This is a genomic window from Variovorax sp. CCNWLW235, assembly GCF_037204085.1.
GTDB lineage: Bacteria > Pseudomonadota > Gammaproteobacteria > Burkholderiales > Burkholderiaceae_C > Variovorax.
Map to the genome: position 1 here is coordinate 106,770 of NZ_JBBCBW010000005.1, position 16,451 is coordinate 123,220.

General features: G+C 66.8%; 17 protein-coding genes. 7 read left to right on the forward strand and 10 right to left on the reverse strand.

What is annotated here, in order from left to right; genetic code table 11:
- The 6 genes from rpe to fba all read left to right on the forward strand — a co-directional run bounded on the left by rpe (position 1) and on the right by fba (position 6,625).
- Positions 1-726 carry a ribulose-phosphate 3-epimerase gene (gene rpe, locus V9L21_RS08070; protein WP_337310753.1) on the forward strand — a complete coding sequence of 242 codons (726 nt, stop codon included), beginning with the start codon at positions 1-3 and terminating at the stop codon, positions 724-726.
- Positions 723-1,451 carry an HAD-IA family hydrolase gene (locus tag V9L21_RS08075; protein ID WP_337310754.1) on the forward strand — a complete coding sequence of 243 codons (729 nt, stop codon included), beginning with the start codon at positions 723-725 and terminating at the stop codon, positions 1,449-1,451. The genes rpe and V9L21_RS08075 overlap by 4 nt, the downstream gene beginning before the upstream one ends.
- Positions 1,452-1,471: 20 nt before the next feature.
- Entirely contained in the window at positions 1,472-2,545 is a 1,074-nt protein-coding gene (locus V9L21_RS08080; protein ID WP_157613465.1) for a class 1 fructose-bisphosphatase, read from the forward strand.
- Between the two features lie 61 nt (positions 2,546-2,606).
- Entirely contained in the window at positions 2,607-3,485 is an 879-nt protein-coding gene (locus V9L21_RS08085) for a phosphoribulokinase (protein ID WP_157613466.1), read from the forward strand.
- A 52-nt stretch (positions 3,486-3,537) separates the two neighbouring features.
- Entirely contained in the window at positions 3,538-5,571 is a 2,034-nt protein-coding gene (gene tkt, locus V9L21_RS08090; RefSeq protein WP_337310756.1) for a transketolase, read from the forward strand.
- A gap of 40 nt (positions 5,572-5,611) precedes the next feature.
- On the forward strand, positions 5,612-6,625 hold the full coding sequence (gene fba, locus V9L21_RS08095; RefSeq protein WP_337310758.1) for a class II fructose-bisphosphate aldolase: 1,014 nt from the start codon (positions 5,612-5,614) through the stop codon (positions 6,623-6,625).
- A 2-nt stretch (positions 6,626-6,627) separates the two neighbouring features.
- Here the strand turns inward: fba and V9L21_RS08100 are convergent, their stop codons facing one another.
- The 7 genes from V9L21_RS08100 to V9L21_RS08130 all read right to left on the reverse strand — a co-directional run bounded on the left by V9L21_RS08100 (position 6,628) and on the right by V9L21_RS08130 (position 13,771).
- On the reverse strand, positions 6,628-6,915 hold the full coding sequence (locus V9L21_RS08100; RefSeq protein WP_337310760.1) for a hypothetical protein: 288 nt from the start codon (positions 6,913-6,915) through the stop codon (positions 6,628-6,630).
- A 176-nt stretch (positions 6,916-7,091) separates the two neighbouring features.
- Positions 7,092-9,185, reverse strand: a complete 2,094-nt coding sequence (locus tag V9L21_RS08105; protein WP_337310762.1) for an SdrD B-like domain-containing protein — start codon at positions 9,183-9,185, stop codon at positions 7,092-7,094.
- Positions 9,182-9,982, reverse strand: coding sequence for a COG1470 family protein (locus V9L21_RS08110; protein ID WP_337310764.1), 801 nt, complete (start codon positions 9,980-9,982; stop codon positions 9,182-9,184). Before V9L21_RS08110 ends, V9L21_RS08105 begins: the two co-directional genes overlap by 4 nt.
- Positions 9,979-10,449, reverse strand: a complete 471-nt coding sequence (locus tag V9L21_RS08115) for a hypothetical protein (RefSeq protein WP_337310766.1) — start codon at positions 10,447-10,449, stop codon at positions 9,979-9,981. Before V9L21_RS08115 ends, V9L21_RS08110 begins: the two co-directional genes overlap by 4 nt.
- On the reverse strand, positions 10,446-11,108 hold the full coding sequence (locus V9L21_RS08120) for a hypothetical protein (protein ID WP_337310767.1): 663 nt from the start codon (positions 11,106-11,108) through the stop codon (positions 10,446-10,448). Before V9L21_RS08120 ends, V9L21_RS08115 begins: the two co-directional genes overlap by 4 nt.
- A gap of 91 nt (positions 11,109-11,199) precedes the next feature.
- Positions 11,200-11,844 carry a hypothetical protein gene (locus V9L21_RS08125; protein ID WP_337310769.1) on the reverse strand — a complete coding sequence of 215 codons (645 nt, stop codon included), beginning with the start codon at positions 11,842-11,844 and terminating at the stop codon, positions 11,200-11,202.
- A 157-nt stretch (positions 11,845-12,001) separates the two neighbouring features.
- Positions 12,002-13,771 carry a tannase/feruloyl esterase family alpha/beta hydrolase gene (locus V9L21_RS08130; protein WP_337310771.1) on the reverse strand — a complete coding sequence of 590 codons (1,770 nt, stop codon included), beginning with the start codon at positions 13,769-13,771 and terminating at the stop codon, positions 12,002-12,004.
- Positions 13,772-13,946: 175 nt separating this feature from the next.
- On the opposite strand from V9L21_RS08130, the gene V9L21_RS08135 reads away from it, so the two are divergent.
- On the forward strand, positions 13,947-14,696 hold the full coding sequence (locus V9L21_RS08135; protein WP_337310773.1) for a TerC family protein: 750 nt from the start codon (positions 13,947-13,949) through the stop codon (positions 14,694-14,696).
- 20 nt (positions 14,697-14,716) lie between these two features.
- Here the strand turns inward: V9L21_RS08135 and V9L21_RS08140 are convergent, their stop codons facing one another.
- The 3 genes from V9L21_RS08140 to V9L21_RS08150 all read right to left on the reverse strand — a co-directional run bounded on the left by V9L21_RS08140 (position 14,717) and on the right by V9L21_RS08150 (position 16,448).
- Positions 14,717-15,148 carry a VOC family protein gene (locus V9L21_RS08140; protein ID WP_337310775.1) on the reverse strand — a complete coding sequence of 144 codons (432 nt, stop codon included), beginning with the start codon at positions 15,146-15,148 and terminating at the stop codon, positions 14,717-14,719.
- Positions 15,149-15,159: 11 nt separating this feature from the next.
- Positions 15,160-15,366 carry a dodecin gene (locus V9L21_RS08145; protein ID WP_258505777.1) on the reverse strand — a complete coding sequence of 69 codons (207 nt, stop codon included), beginning with the start codon at positions 15,364-15,366 and terminating at the stop codon, positions 15,160-15,162.
- A 107-nt stretch (positions 15,367-15,473) separates the two neighbouring features.
- Positions 15,474-16,448: a tripartite tricarboxylate transporter substrate-binding protein gene (locus V9L21_RS08150; RefSeq protein ID WP_337310777.1), complete on the reverse strand. Its 975-nt coding sequence runs from the start codon at positions 16,446-16,448 to the stop codon at positions 15,474-15,476.
- Positions 16,449-16,451 lie beyond the last annotated feature (3 nt).

The following is a 16,451-nucleotide window of genomic DNA, read 5'->3' on the forward strand; positions in this document are numbered from 1 at the left end:
ATGCAGAACCCGAAAACCGCTCCGCCGCGGTCCGGCCAGCCGATGCGCATCGCGCCCAGCCTGCTGTCCGCCAACTTCGCGCGGCTTGGCGAAGAGGTGTCGGCAGTGATCCAGGCCGGCGCCGACCTGATCCATTTCGACGTCATGGACAACCACTATGTACCGAATCTGACAATCGGACCGCTGGTGTGCGAGGCCATCAAGCCCTACGCAACGGTGCCGATCGACGTGCACCTGATGGTCAAGCCGGTCGATGCGCTGATCCCGATGTTCGCGGAGGCGGGCGCCTCGATCATCTCGTTCCACCCCGAGGCCAGCGAACACATCGACCGCACGGTCCGGCTCATCACGGCCAGCGGCTGCAAGGCCGGACTGGTGCTCAACCCCGCGACGCCGCTGCAGGTGCTCGACCATGTGCTGGACCAGCTCGACCTGGTGCTGCTGATGTCGGTCAACCCCGGCTTCGGCGGGCAGAGCTTCATCGAGAGCGTGCTGCCGAAGATCGAAGCGGTGCGCCGTCGCATCGATGCGAGCGGGCGCGACATCTGGCTGGAGGTGGATGGCGGCGTGAAGCCCGACAACGCGGCACGCATTGGCGCGGCGGGTGCCGACACGCTGGTGGCGGGCTCCGCGGTTTTCAGCGGCGGCCGCTACCGCGAAGCTATCGACGCAATCCGCACCCACGCGCTGCAGGGGCGGCATGCCGTGGAAGGGTGTCCCGCATGACGAAAGACCTGCGCGGCATCGATGCCATCGCCTTCGACCTGGACGGCACCCTGGTCGACAGTGCGCCCGACATTCGCGAGGCGCTGAATGCCGCGCTTCAACAGGAAGGGCTGGCCCGCTTCGACCTGGACACCGTGCGCGCGTGGATCGGCGACGGCCCCGATGCGCTCATCCTGCAGGCGCTGCGCCGGCAAGGCGTGCCGGGCGACGAGGCACTGCGCTTGCGGCTGCGCGCCGCGTTCGATGCCGTGACGCTGGCGGCGCCATTGCAGTTCGGCGGCGTGTTCGAAGGCATTGCGGAACTGGTTGCCGGGCTGCGCCGCGCGCTGCCGATGGTGGTGGTGACCAACAAGCCGACGCCGCTGGCACGCGCCGTGCTGGATGCAGCGGGTCTGCTGCCGGCGATGGCGGGGGTCTACGGCGCCGACGCCGCGGCGCAGCGCAAGCCCGCGCCTTTCCTGTTGCAGGCCGCGGCGCGCCAGTTGGGTGTGGAACCCGCGCGGCTGCTGATGGTGGGCGACGGTCCGGCCGACCTGCTGGCGGCGCATGCGGCCGGCTGTCCGGCGGCGCTGGTGGCATGGGGCTATGGCGGCCATGCGGCAGCGGCCGGCGCGGCGCCGGCCTGGCGCGTTGCCACGCCGCAGCAGTTGCTGCTGACGGTGCGCAAGTCGCACCCCGTGCGCCGCGATGAAGAAACGACGACGACGGCAACGACCAGAGTTTGAAAATCCAACAGGAGACGATCATGCCCATTGCAGGCAAGGCCACGCTGACCCAGTACATCATCGAGGAGCGCCGCCGCCACCCCGGTGCCACGGGCGCGCTCAACGCGCTCATCACCGACGTTTCGCTGGCCTGCAAGGCAATCTCGCGCAAGGTGGCGCTCGGCGCGCTGGGCGATGTGCTGGGCAGCGCCAGCACGCAGAACGTGCAGGGCGAAGAGCAGAAGACGCTCGACGTGCTGAGCAACGACATGTTCCTGCGCGCCAACGAGTGGGGCGGCCACGTGGCGGGCATGGTGTCGGAAGAGATGGAAGAGCCTTACCTGCCGCCGCAGCAGTACCCGCGCGGCAAGTACCTGCTGCTGTTCGATCCGCTCGATGGCTCGTCGAACATCGATGTGAACGTGGCGGTGGGCAGCATCTTCTCGATACTGCGCGCGCCGACGCTCGACGCCGATGCAAAGCCCGAAGACTTTCTGCAGCCGGGCACGGAACAGGTGGGCGCCGGCTATGCGATCTACGGCCCTTCGACCATGCTGGTGCTCACGCTGGGCAACGGCACGCATGCGTTCACGCTCGACCCGCAACTAGGCGAATGGGTGCTGAGCCACCCGAACCTGAGTATTCCGCGGCAGACGAGCGAGTTCGCAATCAATGCCTCGAACAGCCGCTTCTGGGAGCCGGCGGTGAAGCGCTATGTCGACGAATGCCTGGCCGGCAAGGAGGGGCCGCGCGGCATCGACTTCAACATGCGTTGGATCGCCTCGCTGGTGGCCGAGACGCATCGCATCCTGATGCGCGGCGGGGTCTTCATGTACCCGCGCGACAGCAAGGAGTCGGGCCGCGACGGGCGTTTGCGGCTGCTGTACGAGGCCAACCCGATTTCATTCTTGATCGAGCAGGCCGGCGGCATGGCCAGCACCGGACGGCGGCGGCTGATGGCGGTGGAGCCGGAGTCGATTCACCAGCGCATCGGCTTCGTCTTCGGCTCGTCGGAAGAGGTGGCGCGCGTGGAGGCCTACCACAGCGAAGACCCGCAGGACACCTACCAGGCGCCGCTCTTCGGCAAGCGCGGACTTTTTGCGACCGCTGCCTGAGCGATTGCGAACCGATTGCAAAGCGGTTGCACCACAGCTTTTTTATCTCTCCAAGGCCACCATGTCAGCCAAACATCCCATCGTTGCGATTACCGGTTCGTCCGGCGCGGGCACCACTTCCGTCACGCGAACCTTCGAGAACATCTTTCGGCGCGAGAGCGTCAAGGCGGCCATTGTGGAAGGCGACAGCTTTCACCGCTACGACCGCAATTCGATGAAGGTGGCCATGGCCGAAGCCGAGGCCGCGGGCAACCGCAACTTCAGCCACTTTGGCGAGGACGCGAACCTGTTCGCCGAACTGGAGGCGCTGTTTCGCGACTACGGCGAATGCGGCGCCGGCCGCAGCCGCAAGTACCTGCACGACGCACAGGAAGCCGCGCCCTTCAAGCAGGAGCCCGGCACCTTCACCGAGTGGGAAACGCTGCCCGCCAGCGAGCTGCTGTTCTACGAGGGCCTGCACGGCGGTGTGACGACGGAAAAGGTCGACATTGCGCGCCATGTGGACCTGCTGATCGGCGTGGTGCCGGTCATCAACCTGGAGTGGATCCAGAAGCTGCACCGCGACAAGAACACGCGCGGCTATTCGACCGAGGCCGTGACCGACGTGATCCTCAGGCGCATGAACGAGTATGTGCACTACATCTGCCCGCAGTTCACGCGCACGCACATCAACTTTCAGCGCGTGCCGGTGGTCGACACCTCCGACCCGTTCATTGCGCGCACCATTCCAAGCCCGGACGAAAGCCTGGTGGTGATCCGCTTCGCCAACCCGATCGGCTTCGACTTTCCATACTTGCTGAGCATGCTGCACGACTCGTTCATGTCGCGCGCCAACACGCTGGTGGTGCCGGGCGGAAAGATGGAACTGGCCATGCAGCTGATCTTCACGCCGATGATCCTGCGCCTGATGGAGCGCCGCAAGAAGGCCTATGCGATCTGACGCGCCGCGCACTCCCTGCACACCGCACAAAACCATCAACAGGATCTTCGGCATGACGATTGAAAACCTTGCCTTGCGCACGCAATGCGCCAACGCCATTCGCGCGCTGGCCATGGATGCCGTGCAAGCCGCCAATTCGGGCCACCCGGGCATGCCGATGGGCATGGCCGACATCGCGGAGGCCCTGTGGCGCCACCGGCTGCGGCACGACCCGGCGGACCCGCGCTGGATGAACCGCGACCGCTTCGTCGTTTCCAACGGCCACGGCTCGATGCTGCTCTATGCGCTGCTTCACCTGAGCGGCTATGCGCTGCCCATGGACGAGTTGCGGCGCTTTCGGCAATTGCATTCGCGCACGCCGGGGCACCCGGAGTTCGGCCTTACGCCCGGCGTGGAAACCACCACGGGGCCGCTGGGGCAGGGCATCAGCAACGCGGTGGGCATGGCCTTGGCCGAGAAGCTGCTGGCCGAAGAATTCAACCGGCCCGGGCATGAGGTGATCGACCACCGCACCTATGTGTTTCTGGGTGACGGCTGTTTGATGGAAGGCATCAGCCACGAAGCGTGCTCGCTTGCGGGCACATGGCGGCTCAACAAGCTGATGGCTTTTTACGACGACAACGGCATCTCAATCGACGGCGAGGTCGGCGGCTGGTTCAGCGACGACACGCCGGGCCGCTTCGAAGCCTATGGCTGGACGGTGCTGCGCAATGTCGACGGCCACGATGCCGCGGCGCTCGATGCCGCCATTGCGGCGGCCACCGCGGCGGACCGGCCGGTGCTGGTGTGCTGCAAGACGCGCATCGGCCAGGGCTCGCCGAACCGCGCCGGCACGGCCAAGGCACACGGCGAAGCACTGGGCGACGCCGAAATTGCGCTGACGCGAGAAGCGCTCGGCTGGAGCGCCGCGCCCTTCGAGGTACCGCATGCGGTTGCGCAGGCCTGGTCGGCGCGCGAGAAGGGCGCCGCATTGCACCAGGCGTGGCAAGAGCGCTTTGCAGCCTATGCGCATGAGCACCCGGTGCTTGCGCGCGAGTTGCTGCGTCGTCACCGCACCGATGTGCCGCTCACCGCGCAGGTCGAAGACGCATTGGCTTCGGCCGCGGCCGGCGCGGAGCAGCGCAAGGCATCGGTCGCCACGCGCAAGGCCTCGCAGCAGGTGCTCGACGAGGTCGGCCCCGCCATGCCCGAGCTGATCGGCGGTTCGGCCGACCTGACCGGATCGAACCTCACCGACTGGAAGGACCACCGCGCGCTCAAGGGCACGGGCACAGGCAACCATGTGCACTACGGCGTGCGCGAGTTCGGCATGGCGGCCATCATGAACGGGCTTGCGCTGCACGGCGGCTTTCGTCCGTTCGGCGGCACTTTTTTGACCTTTTCCGACTACGCGCGCAACGGCGTGCGAATGTCGGCGTTGATGAAGCTGCCGGTCATCTATGTTTTCACGCACGACTCCATCGGCCTCGGCGAGGACGGGCCGACGCACCAGCCGGTGGAGCATGCATCGAGCCTGCGGCTGATTCCCGATGTCGATGTGTGGCGGCCTGCCGATGCGACCGAAACCGCGGTGGCCTGGCGCGAGGCGCTGCGCCGCATGGACGGGCCGAGCTGCCTGCTGCTCACGCGGCAGGCGCTGCCGCATGCGGGTGAAGACGGCGCACGCATCGAATCGATTGCGCGCGGCGCCTACGTGCTGCGGCGGCCGCAATCGGAATGCGTGGCTCTGCTGGCAAGCGGCTCCGAGGTTGGCGTTGCGCTGGCTGCCGCGGCGCTGCTGGCAAAGGAGGGCATCGAGGCCCGCGTGGTCTCAGTGCCGTGCATGGACGTGTTCGAGCGCCAGGACGCCGCGTGGCGCCATGCGGTTATTCCGCGTCACCTGCCGCGCTTGGCGGTGGAGGCCGGCAGCACCGGCCTGTGGTGGAAGTTCGTCGGCGAATACGGCGACGTGGTCGGGCTCGACCGCTTCGGCGAATCGGCTCCGGCCGGCGAACTGTTCAAGCTCTTCGGCCTGACCGCGGAGGTGGTGGCCGAGCGTGCGCGCCGCCTGCTGGCCGCCGAGGCCCTGCAGGACGGCGGCCGCTGACCTCATTCATTTGCATTCCCCCCATCCACAGGAGCTTTCCATGGCCATGATTTCGCTGCGTCAGTTGCTCGACCACGCGGCCGAGCACCAGTACGGCGTGCCGGCATTCAACGTCAACAACCTGGAGCAGATCCAGGCCATCATGCAGGCCGCAAAAAAGACCGACAGCCCGGTCATCCTGCAGGCCTCCGCCGGCGCGCGCAAATACGCCGGCGAGCCCTTCCTGCGCAAGATGGTCGAGGCGGCGGTGGAGATGTACCCGGAGATCCCGATCGTGATGCACCAGGACCATGGCGCCAGCCCCTCGATGTGCATGCAGGCCATTCGCTCGGGCTTTACCAGCGTGATGATGGACGGCTCGCTGATGGAAGACGCCAAGACCCCGGCAAGCTACGACTACAACGTGGGCGTGACTCGCCGCGTCGTCGAAATGGCGCATGCGGTCGGCGTCTCGGTGGAGGGCGAACTGGGCTGCCTGGGGTCGCTCGAGTCGGGCATGGCGGGCGAGGAAGACGGCAGCGGCGCCGAAGGCGTGCTCTCGCACGACCAGCTGCTGACCGATCCGCAGCAGGCGGCCGACTTCGTCTCGCGCACCGGCGTGGATGCATTGGCCATTGCCATCGGCACCTCGCACGGCGCCTACAAGTTCAGCCGCAAGCCGACGGGCGACATTCTTGCAATCGACCGCATCAAGGACATTCACGCGCGCATTCCGAAGACGCACCTGGTGATGCACGGCTCTTCGTCGGTGCCGCAGGAATGGCTGGCCGTGATCCGCGAATACGGCGGCGAGATCAAGGAAACCTACGGCGTGCCGGTGGAAGAAATACAGGAAGGCATCCGCCACGGCGTGCGCAAGGTCAACATCGACACCGACATCCGCCTGGCCATGACGGGCGCCATGCGCCGTGCCATGGGAAGCGACCGCAGCGAGTTCGATCCGCGCAAGTTTCTTAAAGAAGCGACTGCGGCCGCGCGCGACCTGTGCATCGACCGGTTCCAGGCCTTCGGTACCGCCGGCATGGCGGGGCGCATCAAGCCGGCGGCGCTATAGCGTCAAAGGCCGTGCACGAGGTACAGCCCCTTCGGTGAAAGCGGCACTTTCAGCGTGTGCTCGCCCACCCTGGAAAACCGGTATTCGCGGCCGTTGATGTAGGCGGACTTGGTGTTGGTCCAGATGCGGTATTCGTGCCCGTCCTTCACGGGTGTGACCTGCAGCACCCGGATCACCGGAGGCACCACCACCCTGAAGCTCAGCTGGCCCGTGGCGCTGTCGACTCCCAACGTGGCCTCCGCCACGCACGCGGGCGGCAGAAGGAGCAGCGCCGACAGGGCGCTCTTCATGCACACCCCCGTAGAGAACATGCTTCCGGACATAAGGCTTTCCCCCCAAAAAACACTGGGCTGGAGGCATCGCAGCGATGCCCGACCTTCTTATATCGGCAGGCCTTTGTGAAAGTTGAGGCCTGTGAAGCAAGTAAATACCGCAACGCGTGCGGACGCAATCGCCTTTCGTCGGCTCAGCGTTCTTTCTGGATGGGGAAGTCGGCCACGGCGGCGTCGCGCACGTAGACGTTCACCCGCCGCGAGGGCGAGCCGGCGCTGCTCCAGGGCAGGGGCAGGTTGTCCTGGACCAGTTCGATTTCGTGGCTGCCCGCCCCCACGGAGGGAAAGCTGTAGAAGCCCTGCGCATCGGTGCGCGTGACATAACCGCGGTCGAGCATCACGGTAACGCCGGGAACGCCGCCCTCGCTTGCCTCGCGCAGCCCGTTGTCGTTCTGGTCGAAGAAAACATAGCCTTCGAGCCGGCCCGCGCCCATGCCGGGAGCCCCGCCGATGGGCGCGCTGGCCAGGCCCGCGCGGCTCTCGTAGCGCAGCGCCACCATGAACGAGCGGCTGGACGGAAGCACCAGCACGGCTTGCTGCATGGCCGTGGTCAGCGCCGACACCACCGCCGGGTTGAGCGACTCCTGCCCGCGCGCCGCGGCGTACTGGGCGATGAAAGACCAGCCCTGGCCCAGCGGCCAGCTCAGGCGCGCATTGGCGCTCAGGAAGCGGTTTGCGTTGCCGCCGATGCCGTTGCTGCCGCGCAGGCTGAGGTCGAGCCGGGCGCCCGCGGCCAGCGGCGTGGTGCCCAGCACCCCCCAGTGCGCCGAGCGTGCATCGACACCGGCCTGGCGGGATTGCTCCAGCGCCAGCGAGGTCGAGAGCGTTTGCGTTTCGCCCACGCGCCAGGCGTGATCGACCCCCGTGCGCAGCACGCGCAGGTCGGTGCCGTGCGCGACGTCCGTTCGCCACTGCGTGTAGCCCCAGCCGGACTGATGCTCCCAGGTGAGCTGGGCCGAACGCGCGGCAAAGCTGCCGGTGCGGGCGGCCACGTTGCCGGAAATCGCATCGCGCGAATCGAAGCGAAAACGCCCGAACAGGCTGCCGTACAGCGAGCGGCGCCCGGGTCCGCTGATGCTGTCGCTCGCCTCCACGTTGCCGCCCAACTGCCATTGGCGTGTGGAGACATCGCCGCGCCATGAAGCGCCGCGCAGGTTGCTCGGCAGCGAGTCGCCGCCCCAGCGCAGCGAGGGCTGGAAATAGAACACCGACGCGTTCTGCTGCAACAGGCTCGTGCGCCATGCTGCGTCTACCCAGCCGCCGCTGGCCGAATCGCGCGGGGCGCGCGACAAGGCATCGGTGGGCTGGCCCGTGCTGTGCGCCAGGTTGGCTTGAACGCGCAGGCCGCCGACCCGTTCGCCGATGCCGCCGTAGCTGCCGCCCACCGTGTCCGCCCACGGAGCCTGGCCCTGCCAGGAGACGGCGCTCCATACCGAACGGGTGTTCTGTGCGAAGCCGGCCACGCCGTTGGCGTTGAAGTTGCGCGTTTCAATCAGCTGAACGGCCGCATCGGTGCGGCCCAGTGCGTAGGGGCCTTCGGCGCCGCCGAGCTGCGTCTGCGCGCCCGCGCCGGCCGCGGTGCCTCGCCCGGCCGAGAAGCCCTGGAATGAAATGCCGTCGAAATAGCCCAGCCGCCCGGCCGATGCATTGAAGGTTGTGCGGCCCGGCTGCTCGATGCTGAGTGCCACTCCTTCGATGGGCAAGCTCGGCAGGTAGACGCGGCCGACACCGCGTGCCAGCGGCGTGCTCGCCATGTTGATGTTGCCGATGCTGTTGTTGCCGAACCAGCCGCCGTTGAACGGCATGGCGCGCTGGTCGATGCGCCAGGTGCTGCCGCTGCGGTAGGTGTAGGGCACCTGCGTGGTGGGCGTGCCGGTGGTGCCGTACACGCCGATGCCGCTCACCGGCGCCGAGTCGCGGTTGAAATTGAGGTTGGCGGAAAAGGTGCCGTGGTTCGGCGTGTCGAGGTAGCCGGAGAACAGCAGCGAATGGTTGCGCGAGCGCACGGCACCGCTTTGCTGGGTCGACTGCCCCTCGATGGTCCAGCCGCGCGGCCAGCCGCTGTCGCCGCGGGGCTCGGGGTCTTCCGCCGGCGCGGCCTGCGGGCTGTCGTCCAGCACGCGGTCGACATAGCCGGCAGCCTGCGACTGCGCCCATGCGGCGGTGCCGGCCAGGGCCTGGCTCGCGCCGCACAAACCGAGCGCGCTGTAACGCAGCAGGCGCTTCATGGAGCGAAGCGCTGGTTGATCGGCATCGAGCCGCTCTTGCCCCACTCGAGCTTGCCGCGAACGGTGATCGGAAAGCGCACCGCGACGGCCGTTTCGCTTTCGCCGGGCTTGTTGGCCAGCAGCGCGATCTCGCGCGTCTCACCCGCCATGATGGGCGTGGTGCTGGCCTGCAGCTCCAGTTCGGTGCCGCCGGCATCGGTGCCGGAGAGAAAGCCCGCCAGGCGGCCATGGGCCGTGCCGGTGTTGCGGATCTTGAGCACGGGCGTGGCGCGTCCGTCGACCGTTTGTACCGAGGTGCCCGCCAGCTCCAGCACCGGCGCCACATCGCCCACGGCAACGTACACGATGACCCCGATGCGCGCGCCCAGCGCCACCGGAACACCCGGCGCGGCCGCGGGCTGCTGGCCTTCGATCATCACGGCGAAGCGGCACTCGGTGGGCGGCGTGCCGGCCGGCGGGGTCACTTCGAAGCGGAAGCGGTAGGGCCGTCCGGGCGTGATGCTGAGTTCGCGGCGTTCGATGGCGACCCACGGCCGGCAACTGCCCGGCAGCAGCTCGTCGCTGAAGTCGACCGAGGCGTCGGGGCGAAAGGTCCAGTCGGAGGTCTTGAGCTTGTAGGCGCCTGGCTGCGTGTCGCGGTGCGTGAGCTCGATCACGTCGCGTACCCGTTCGCCCGGTTGGGCAGACAGCTCGAAGCGCGGCGGCGAGACGGCAAGTGAAAACTGCGCCTGCGCCGCTGTACCCATGGTGAGGGCGGCAAGGCCGGCGGCAAGCAGAAGTGCGGCACGTCGCGTCACGGCGATACCTCGATCTCGAAAAAGAATTGCAGGGTTTGCGCGCGCTCCAGCTTCCGGCCGTCCAGGGTGAGGTCGATCACGATGCTTTCCTGCAGGAAAGACTCGCGCACCACGCCTTCGAACACCAGCGTGCGGCCACCGCCGCGCACGGTGCCCGGAAGCAGCCGGCCTTGCGTGCGCCACGTGGCCATCAGTTGCTCGCCGTCGGTCGGTGCCAGCGCAAGGTAGATGCGCGCGGGCCGGTTGACCCAGGCCGACAGGTTGAGCCGCAGCGCCACGGACATGCGGCCTTCCATCGTGTGGTCGCCCGAGCGGCCGGGCGCCAGCTGGCGCCAGCGCATCGGCGTGACCGGCTGGCTCACGAAAGTGCCCGTGTCGTCGATCCTGTAGGTTGCGGCGTCGGCGGTCGGCACTGCGGCCAGGGCCAGAAGACCAGCCAGGAAGGCGAGCGGAAGTCGGGCTTTCACGGCGCGGTGAGCGTGTAGGTCGCCGTGCCGTTGAAGGTACCGGCGGGAACCAGCTGCGTGTTCAGGTAGCGGAAGGTGAGGCAGCTTTCGAACCAGGTATTGCGGTTCACCGACATCAGGCTCTGGGCGCCGCCGGTGAAGCCGGTGCTCGGAATGGTCGTCGCGTTGTCGCCGTTGCCCGAAGAGATCCACGCAATCGTGCTGAAGGGAATCGTGTCGCCCGCCGTGCTCGTCAGGTTGGCCGGCGTGGTGACCGTGAACGATGCGGCACCGGCGTTGTTGTTGCCCGGCACACGGTAGAAGCCGCCCACGTACACCTGCCCGGTGGTCGCCGGCGAGTTGCAGAAAGTAAAGCCGTCCCATGGGCTAATGGCGACGGTGCTGTCGGTGGCCATGGGCAGGGCCGTGCCCGAGCCCAGCTGGGCCGCCGGAACCGTGACCGACACCAGGTTGACCGTCGTGTTGTTGCCCGGCCGGCCGCGGTTGTTGAAGTTCCCGTTGGTCATCGTGCCGGCGCCCACCTGGAGGAAGAGCGCACGGTCTCCGGCGTCGATGGCCGCCGTGAAGCCGTGCGCCGCGGGCAGCCAGGCGCCGCCCAGCACGGCGAGCGCGAGTGCGGCGCGCCGAAGGCTGGAGGGTGGTGACAACGCGATGTTCATGCGGCTTCTTTTCGGACGGCCAGGGCAGAACAGGACCGCCCTCGGTCACCGTGTGTCGAAAGCCGCGTGTTCCAGGAGCGTGGGCCGGTGGTCAGGGAGCGGTCGCGGTGTAGGTCACGCGGCCGTTGTTTCCGATCGTGTCGCCGTAGGTACCGGCCGGCAGGGTGGCCGTATTGGCGTATGCGAACGTCCAGCTGCCTTCGCGGCGCACAAGGCCGGCCGAGGCGGTCAGCGTGGTGGCAGTTGCCGAAGTGCCGCCTGCGGCTGCAACGTTGAAAGGCGGGTGGGCAATGGCTGCATTGGAGAAGCCGGCGGTGCCCGTCGCGAGCGCGCCCGGGGTCACGACGATGTCGCTCCACGGCACGGTCGGGTCGCCGGCAACGCCGCTGCTGAGGGGGCCGGTGGTGGCATTGGTCAGGCTGACCGTGCCGCTGTTGCCCAGCACGCGAACCGTGACAGCGCCGCTGGCCAGGTCGCCGCCGGTGCCCGCCACAGCGGTACCGTTGCCGATGGCGCCCGCGGGCACGTTGAACTCGACCCGGTTTACCGTCGTGTTGTTGGTGAAGTTGGTGCCGGTACCGACCTGCAGGAAAAGCACCTTGGGGACGACGACCCTGAAGTCGAGTCTTGCACTGGCGCTCTGGGTGCCGGTGTTCGTCACGAAGGTCGATTCCGCCTGAGCGGCGAAGGGGGCCATGCTGGAAGCGATGGCGGCGATCAGAAGGAGTTTTTTCATGAATGTAGACTTTGTTACTAGACTTCGGTCGAGGACCGAGCGAAGTGTAAGCAAAAGTCTACATTTTTGTTAGACATTTAGTACTCAAGTTTACGTTTAAATTGTAAATTGAGACTTTAAGTAACAAAGATCACAGCCTTCCGACCGCGAACTGGTTCTATCGGCAGACGAAGCTGGAGGCGGATTCGAGAGGGCCTCCCAGGTAGGTCGCCATCCTTGGGTAGGGGCACAGCGGCCGGGTGCGGGCGGGCGACCAGTCGGCGGGCAGCTCGGCGTTGACCACGTTGGCGCCGGCTCCACGGGCCCTGGCAATCACAGAGGCCGGAGCCCTGCCTTGTTCGACCCACGCCACCAGCGGCGTCAGCATGTCGAACTGGTCGGTGGCAGGGCCGCCGCCGCAATGATTCATGCCTGGCACGGGAAAGAAGCGCGCAAAGCCCGATGCGTCGCCGCCGTTGGCCGTGCGCAGCTGCTCGTACCAGCGGGTGGTGTCGTCCGACGAGAACACCGCATCGCTGGTGCCGTGATAGACCATGAGCTTGCTGCCGCGATCGCGAAGCGCCGACAGGTTGGCGGGGTCGGGCGGGGTCATGAACGACATTGCCGATTCGGTGTAGACCGCATTGCTTGCAAAGATGGTCGGCGCATCGGCGTCCATGCTGAACCCGAGCGCGAAATCGATCCCGAAGGGTCGGCTTGGCGCGAGCGGCGGCGTGCTGAACACGAAGCCGACCGCGGCGGTGTCGAGGTTCTGCGAATTGGAGAACTCCCACTGGCGCCAGTCGGCCCCCTTGATGCCGGCGTCGAACGGAAAGCTGCTGTAGAGAGCGGTGCCCGCGCTGTTTCGCGCGCCGGCAAAGATGTTGCCGAGCACGTTCTTCTGCGTGGCCGTGAGGCAGCTGCCGGTGCGCGCGCCGCTGCAGGTGGGCACGTCGCTGGCAAGGTCGAAGGCCTGCTTGCACGCCTGTACATCCACAACGATGCCGTCGGCCGCGCCGTCGAGTGCGTCGCAGCGCGCAAGCACCGCGTCGGCCACCGTGCTCATTTCCGCGGGCGTGAAGGCGGTCTGCAGGTCCGGCTTGCCGGCCGGTGTGTTGGCGGTGGTAACCCGGGCGTATTGCTGCACGCCGTAAAGCTGGGCCACCGCGGCCTTCGGCAGGTTGAAGCCGGGGTTGCCGGCCAGGATGCCGTCGTACTGGCCGGCGAACCTTGCCGCGGCCACCATCGCGTGGCGGCCGCCGTTCGAGCAGCCGCCGAAGTAGGAGCGGTCGGGCTCGCGGCCATAGGCCTTGGCAATGAGGTTCCTGGCCATGGGCGTGAGCTGCGCAACGGCGTTGTAGCCGTAGTCCAACCGCGCCTGCGGATCGATGCCGAAGGTGGGTATCTGCGCGCCCGAGTGCCCCGCGTCGGAACTGATGACCGCGAACCCCATGTGCAGCGCGGTGGTGGTGGGCGCACCGCCGCCCACGCTGCCCGTGGCCCGCGCCACGTTGCCGTCGAGGCCGCCATTGGCCTGGTAGAAGAACCGGCCGTTCCAGTTGACGGGCAGGCGCATCTCGAAGCCGATGGCGTAGGTCTTGCCGTCGACGCTGCTGGTGCGCTGGTTCATCTGGCCCTGCACAAGGCAGTGCTCGGGCGCGGGCGTGCTCGCGCCGGCCACGGCGAGCGCGCCGGCGGCCACGGAGCTCACGCTGGTGTAGACGGTGCTGCCGAACGCCGCCTTGGCGGCGAGATCGGTGCACGACTGCAGCGTGCCCGGGCGCGCTTCCGAAGGTGCGGAGCCGCCGCCGGGGGAGGGCGCCGGCGGAACGAACGGGAAGCCACCCCCGCCGCCCCCGCCACCACCTCCGCCGCACGCCGCCAGCAGGGATGCCACGGCAAGAGCCGCCCATGCCGGGCGGTACGAAGAGAACACGGATTGAACCATCGCTGTCTCCTTTCGGCCGGGGTGGCCCGGCTCATCAATAAAGTTATTTCACGTAATCAATATAGTTTTGATCCATAACTAAAAAATAGGGCAAACCCTTGAGGCGAAACCGGTCATGGCAGACTTCAGGACATCCCAACCTTCTTGGCGGCGTTGCCGCGGCGAAAGAACCCCGATGCTTGAACTCCTGACGGATCCCCAGGTCTGGATTGCCTTTGCCACCTTGACTGCGCTCGAGCTGGTGCTGGGCATCGACAACATCATCTTCATCTCCATCCTGGTCGACAAACTGCCGCCCGAAAGGCGTGAGTTCGCAAGGCGGGTGGGGCTGTTCATGGCCATGTTCATGCGCATCGGGCTGCTGCTGGTGCTTGCCTGGATCGTTGGCCTGGTCAATCCGCTGTTTTCGGTGCTGGGCAAGGGCATTTCAGGGCGCGACCTGATCCTGATCCTGGGCGGGCTGTTCCTGATCTGGAAGAGCACGAGCGAGGTTCACCAATCGCTGGAAGGCGGGCACGAGCAGAAGTCCAGCGCGGTGAAGGCCACCTTTGCGGCGGTCATCCTGCAGATCATGATCATCGACCTGGTGTTCTCGCTGGACTCCATCATTACCGCGGTGGGCATGGTGGACGACGTGCGGGTGATGATCGCCGCGGTGATCGTGTCGGTGCTGCTCATGATGCTGTTCGCCAGCCCCATCGGCCGCTTCGTATCGAACCACCCCACCATCAAGATGCTGGCGCTGTCCTTCCTGGTGGTGGTGGGCGTGGTGCTCGTCGCCGAAGGTTTCGGGCACCACGTGCCCAAGGGCTACGTGTACTTCGCAATGGCCTTCTCGCTGGTGGTGGAGATGCTCAACATCAGGCTGCGCAAGAAGTCGGAGAAGGCGGTGGAGCTGCGTCCACCGCACATGCCCGGAGACTGAAGGCGCGAGCGCCCTAGGGCCTAGGCTGTTCCCGCTTCGGGCAGCAATTGCGGGTTGTAGACGGCCTCCCACAGGTGGCCGTCGGGGTCGGTGAAATAGCCGGCGTAGCCGCCATAGAAAGTGTCGGCCGCCGCTTTCACCACGGTGGCGCCGGCCTTTGCGGCTTGCTGCATCACAGCATCGACTTCGGCCTTGGACAGCACGTTGTGCCCGAGGGTGAATTCGAGCGGCCCGCCCGCCCGCAGCGGAAGGCCGGTATCGGCCGCAATGCTCGAGCGCGGCCACAGGGCGAGCTTGAGTCCGTGCTGCAGGTCGAAAAAGGCGACGGCGCCGTTCTCGAACTCCTTGCCGATGATGCCGGCAGTGGAAAGCCCCAGCCCGTCGCGATAGAACGCCACGGCTCTTTCCAGGTCTTCGACGCCCAGCGTGATGACGGTGACTCTTGGTTGCATGGACCGCCTCGCTACTCCAGCGTGAAGCCGATCTTCAGCGTGACCTGCCAGTGCGCGATCTTGCCGTCCACCACGTGGCCGCGCGTTTCGGTCACGGTGAACCACTGGATGTTGCGCACCGTCTGGTGCGCCTTGGTGATGGCGGTCTGCACCGCTTCCTCGATGCTCACCGGGGACGAGCCGGTGAGCTCCAGCGACTTGTAAACGTGATTCGACATGTCTCTGCTCCTGGTAGTGGTGGAAACATCGTAGTCATCGCCGGCTGCAAGGGCAAACGAAGGAGCCGTTGTTTCGACATGCGCGAATCGCCGCTGGAGGCGCGGGCCTAGTCCGCGTACACGCCCGCCGCCTTGATGATCGGCGTCCACTTGGCGATTTCATCCGCCACGAACTTCCTGTGGCCTTCGGGTTCGATGCGCCCGTCGGTGGCCACCACCGCGCCAAGCGCTTCTTCGCGCTTGATGAAGTCCGCGTCGCGCAATGCGGCCTTCATGGCCTCGTTGAGCTTCTTCAGCACCGGTGCCGGCGTGCCCTTGGGGGCATACAGGCCGTGCCAGATGGTGACCTGGAAGTTTTTCAGGCCCGACTCGTCCAGCGTGGGCAGGTCTTTCAGCAGCGGCGTTGTCAGCCGCTTGGGCGTGGTGACGGCGTAGGCCTTGACCTTCTTCGCCTCGATCTGCGGCGAGGTGTTGGTGGTCTGGTCGCACAGGAGATCGATCTGCCCGCCGATCAGGTCGGTGATGGCCGGTGCGGTGCCCTTGTAGGGAACGGGCGTCATGTCGGTCTTGGTGGCGCTCTGGTAGAGCAGGCCGCACAGGTGCGATGCCGAGCCCACGCCCGCGTTGCCGATGTTGATCTTGCCCTTGTTGGCCCCGATCCAGGCGGTCAGTTCCTTGTAGTTGGCGGCCTCGATGGAGGGCTTGGAGATGAGCGTCATCGGCACGTCGTTGACGATGCCCAGGTACTCGAAATCGCTCTCGACCTTGAACGGCAGGTTGCGCACCAGCGTCGGCACGGTGGCCATTGCAATGTGGTTCAGCAGCAGGGTGTAGCCGTCGGGCCTGGCGCGCGCCACCTTGGCCGCGCCGATGGAGCTGCCGGCACCGGGCACGTTGTCGATGATTACGCTCACACCGCCCAGGGGCTTGCGCAGCGCTTCGGCCAGGTCGCGCGCCACGCGGTCGGTGGGGCCGCCGGCCGCAAAGGGCACGACGATGGTCACCGGCTTTCCCGCGGGAAAGTCTTGCGCATGCGCGCCCATGGCCAAGGCCAGTGCCGCAAAGGCGAACAGTTTTTTCATGGA

Excerpts from the sequence above, each read along its gene's own strand:
- rpe (WP_337310753.1), top strand. The coding sequence starts at position 1 with ATGCAGAACCCGAAAACCGCTCCGCCGCGGTCCGGCCAGCCGATGCGC.
- V9L21_RS08075 (WP_337310754.1), top strand. The coding sequence starts at position 723 with ATGACGAAAGACCTGCGCGGCATCGATGCCATCGCCTTCGACCTGGAC.
- V9L21_RS08080 (WP_157613465.1), top strand. The coding sequence starts at position 1,472 with ATGCCCATTGCAGGCAAGGCCACGCTGACCCAGTACATCATCGAGGAG.
- V9L21_RS08085 (WP_157613466.1), top strand. The coding sequence starts at position 2,607 with ATGTCAGCCAAACATCCCATCGTTGCGATTACCGGTTCGTCCGGCGCG.
- tkt (WP_337310756.1), top strand. The coding sequence starts at position 3,538 with ATGACGATTGAAAACCTTGCCTTGCGCACGCAATGCGCCAACGCCATT.
- fba (WP_337310758.1), top strand. The coding sequence starts at position 5,612 with ATGGCCATGATTTCGCTGCGTCAGTTGCTCGACCACGCGGCCGAGCAC.
- V9L21_RS08100 (WP_337310760.1), bottom strand. The coding sequence starts at position 6,915 with ATGAAGAGCGCCCTGTCGGCGCTGCTCCTTCTGCCGCCCGCGTGCGTG.
- V9L21_RS08105 (WP_337310762.1), bottom strand. The coding sequence starts at position 9,185 with ATGAAGCGCCTGCTGCGTTACAGCGCGCTCGGTTTGTGCGGCGCGAGC.
- V9L21_RS08120 (WP_337310767.1), bottom strand. The coding sequence starts at position 11,108 with ATGAACATCGCGTTGTCACCACCCTCCAGCCTTCGGCGCGCCGCACTC.
- V9L21_RS08125 (WP_337310769.1), bottom strand. The coding sequence starts at position 11,844 with ATGAAAAAACTCCTTCTGATCGCCGCCATCGCTTCCAGCATGGCCCCC.
- V9L21_RS08130 (WP_337310771.1), bottom strand. The coding sequence starts at position 13,771 with ATGGTTCAATCCGTGTTCTCTTCGTACCGCCCGGCATGGGCGGCTCTT.
- V9L21_RS08135 (WP_337310773.1), top strand. The coding sequence starts at position 13,947 with ATGCTTGAACTCCTGACGGATCCCCAGGTCTGGATTGCCTTTGCCACC.
- V9L21_RS08140 (WP_337310775.1), bottom strand. The coding sequence starts at position 15,148 with ATGCAACCAAGAGTCACCGTCATCACGCTGGGCGTCGAAGACCTGGAA.
- V9L21_RS08145 (WP_258505777.1), bottom strand. The coding sequence starts at position 15,366 with ATGTCGAATCACGTTTACAAGTCGCTGGAGCTCACCGGCTCGTCCCCG.
- V9L21_RS08150 (WP_337310777.1), bottom strand. The coding sequence starts at position 16,448 with ATGAAAAAACTGTTCGCCTTTGCGGCACTGGCCTTGGCCATGGGCGCG.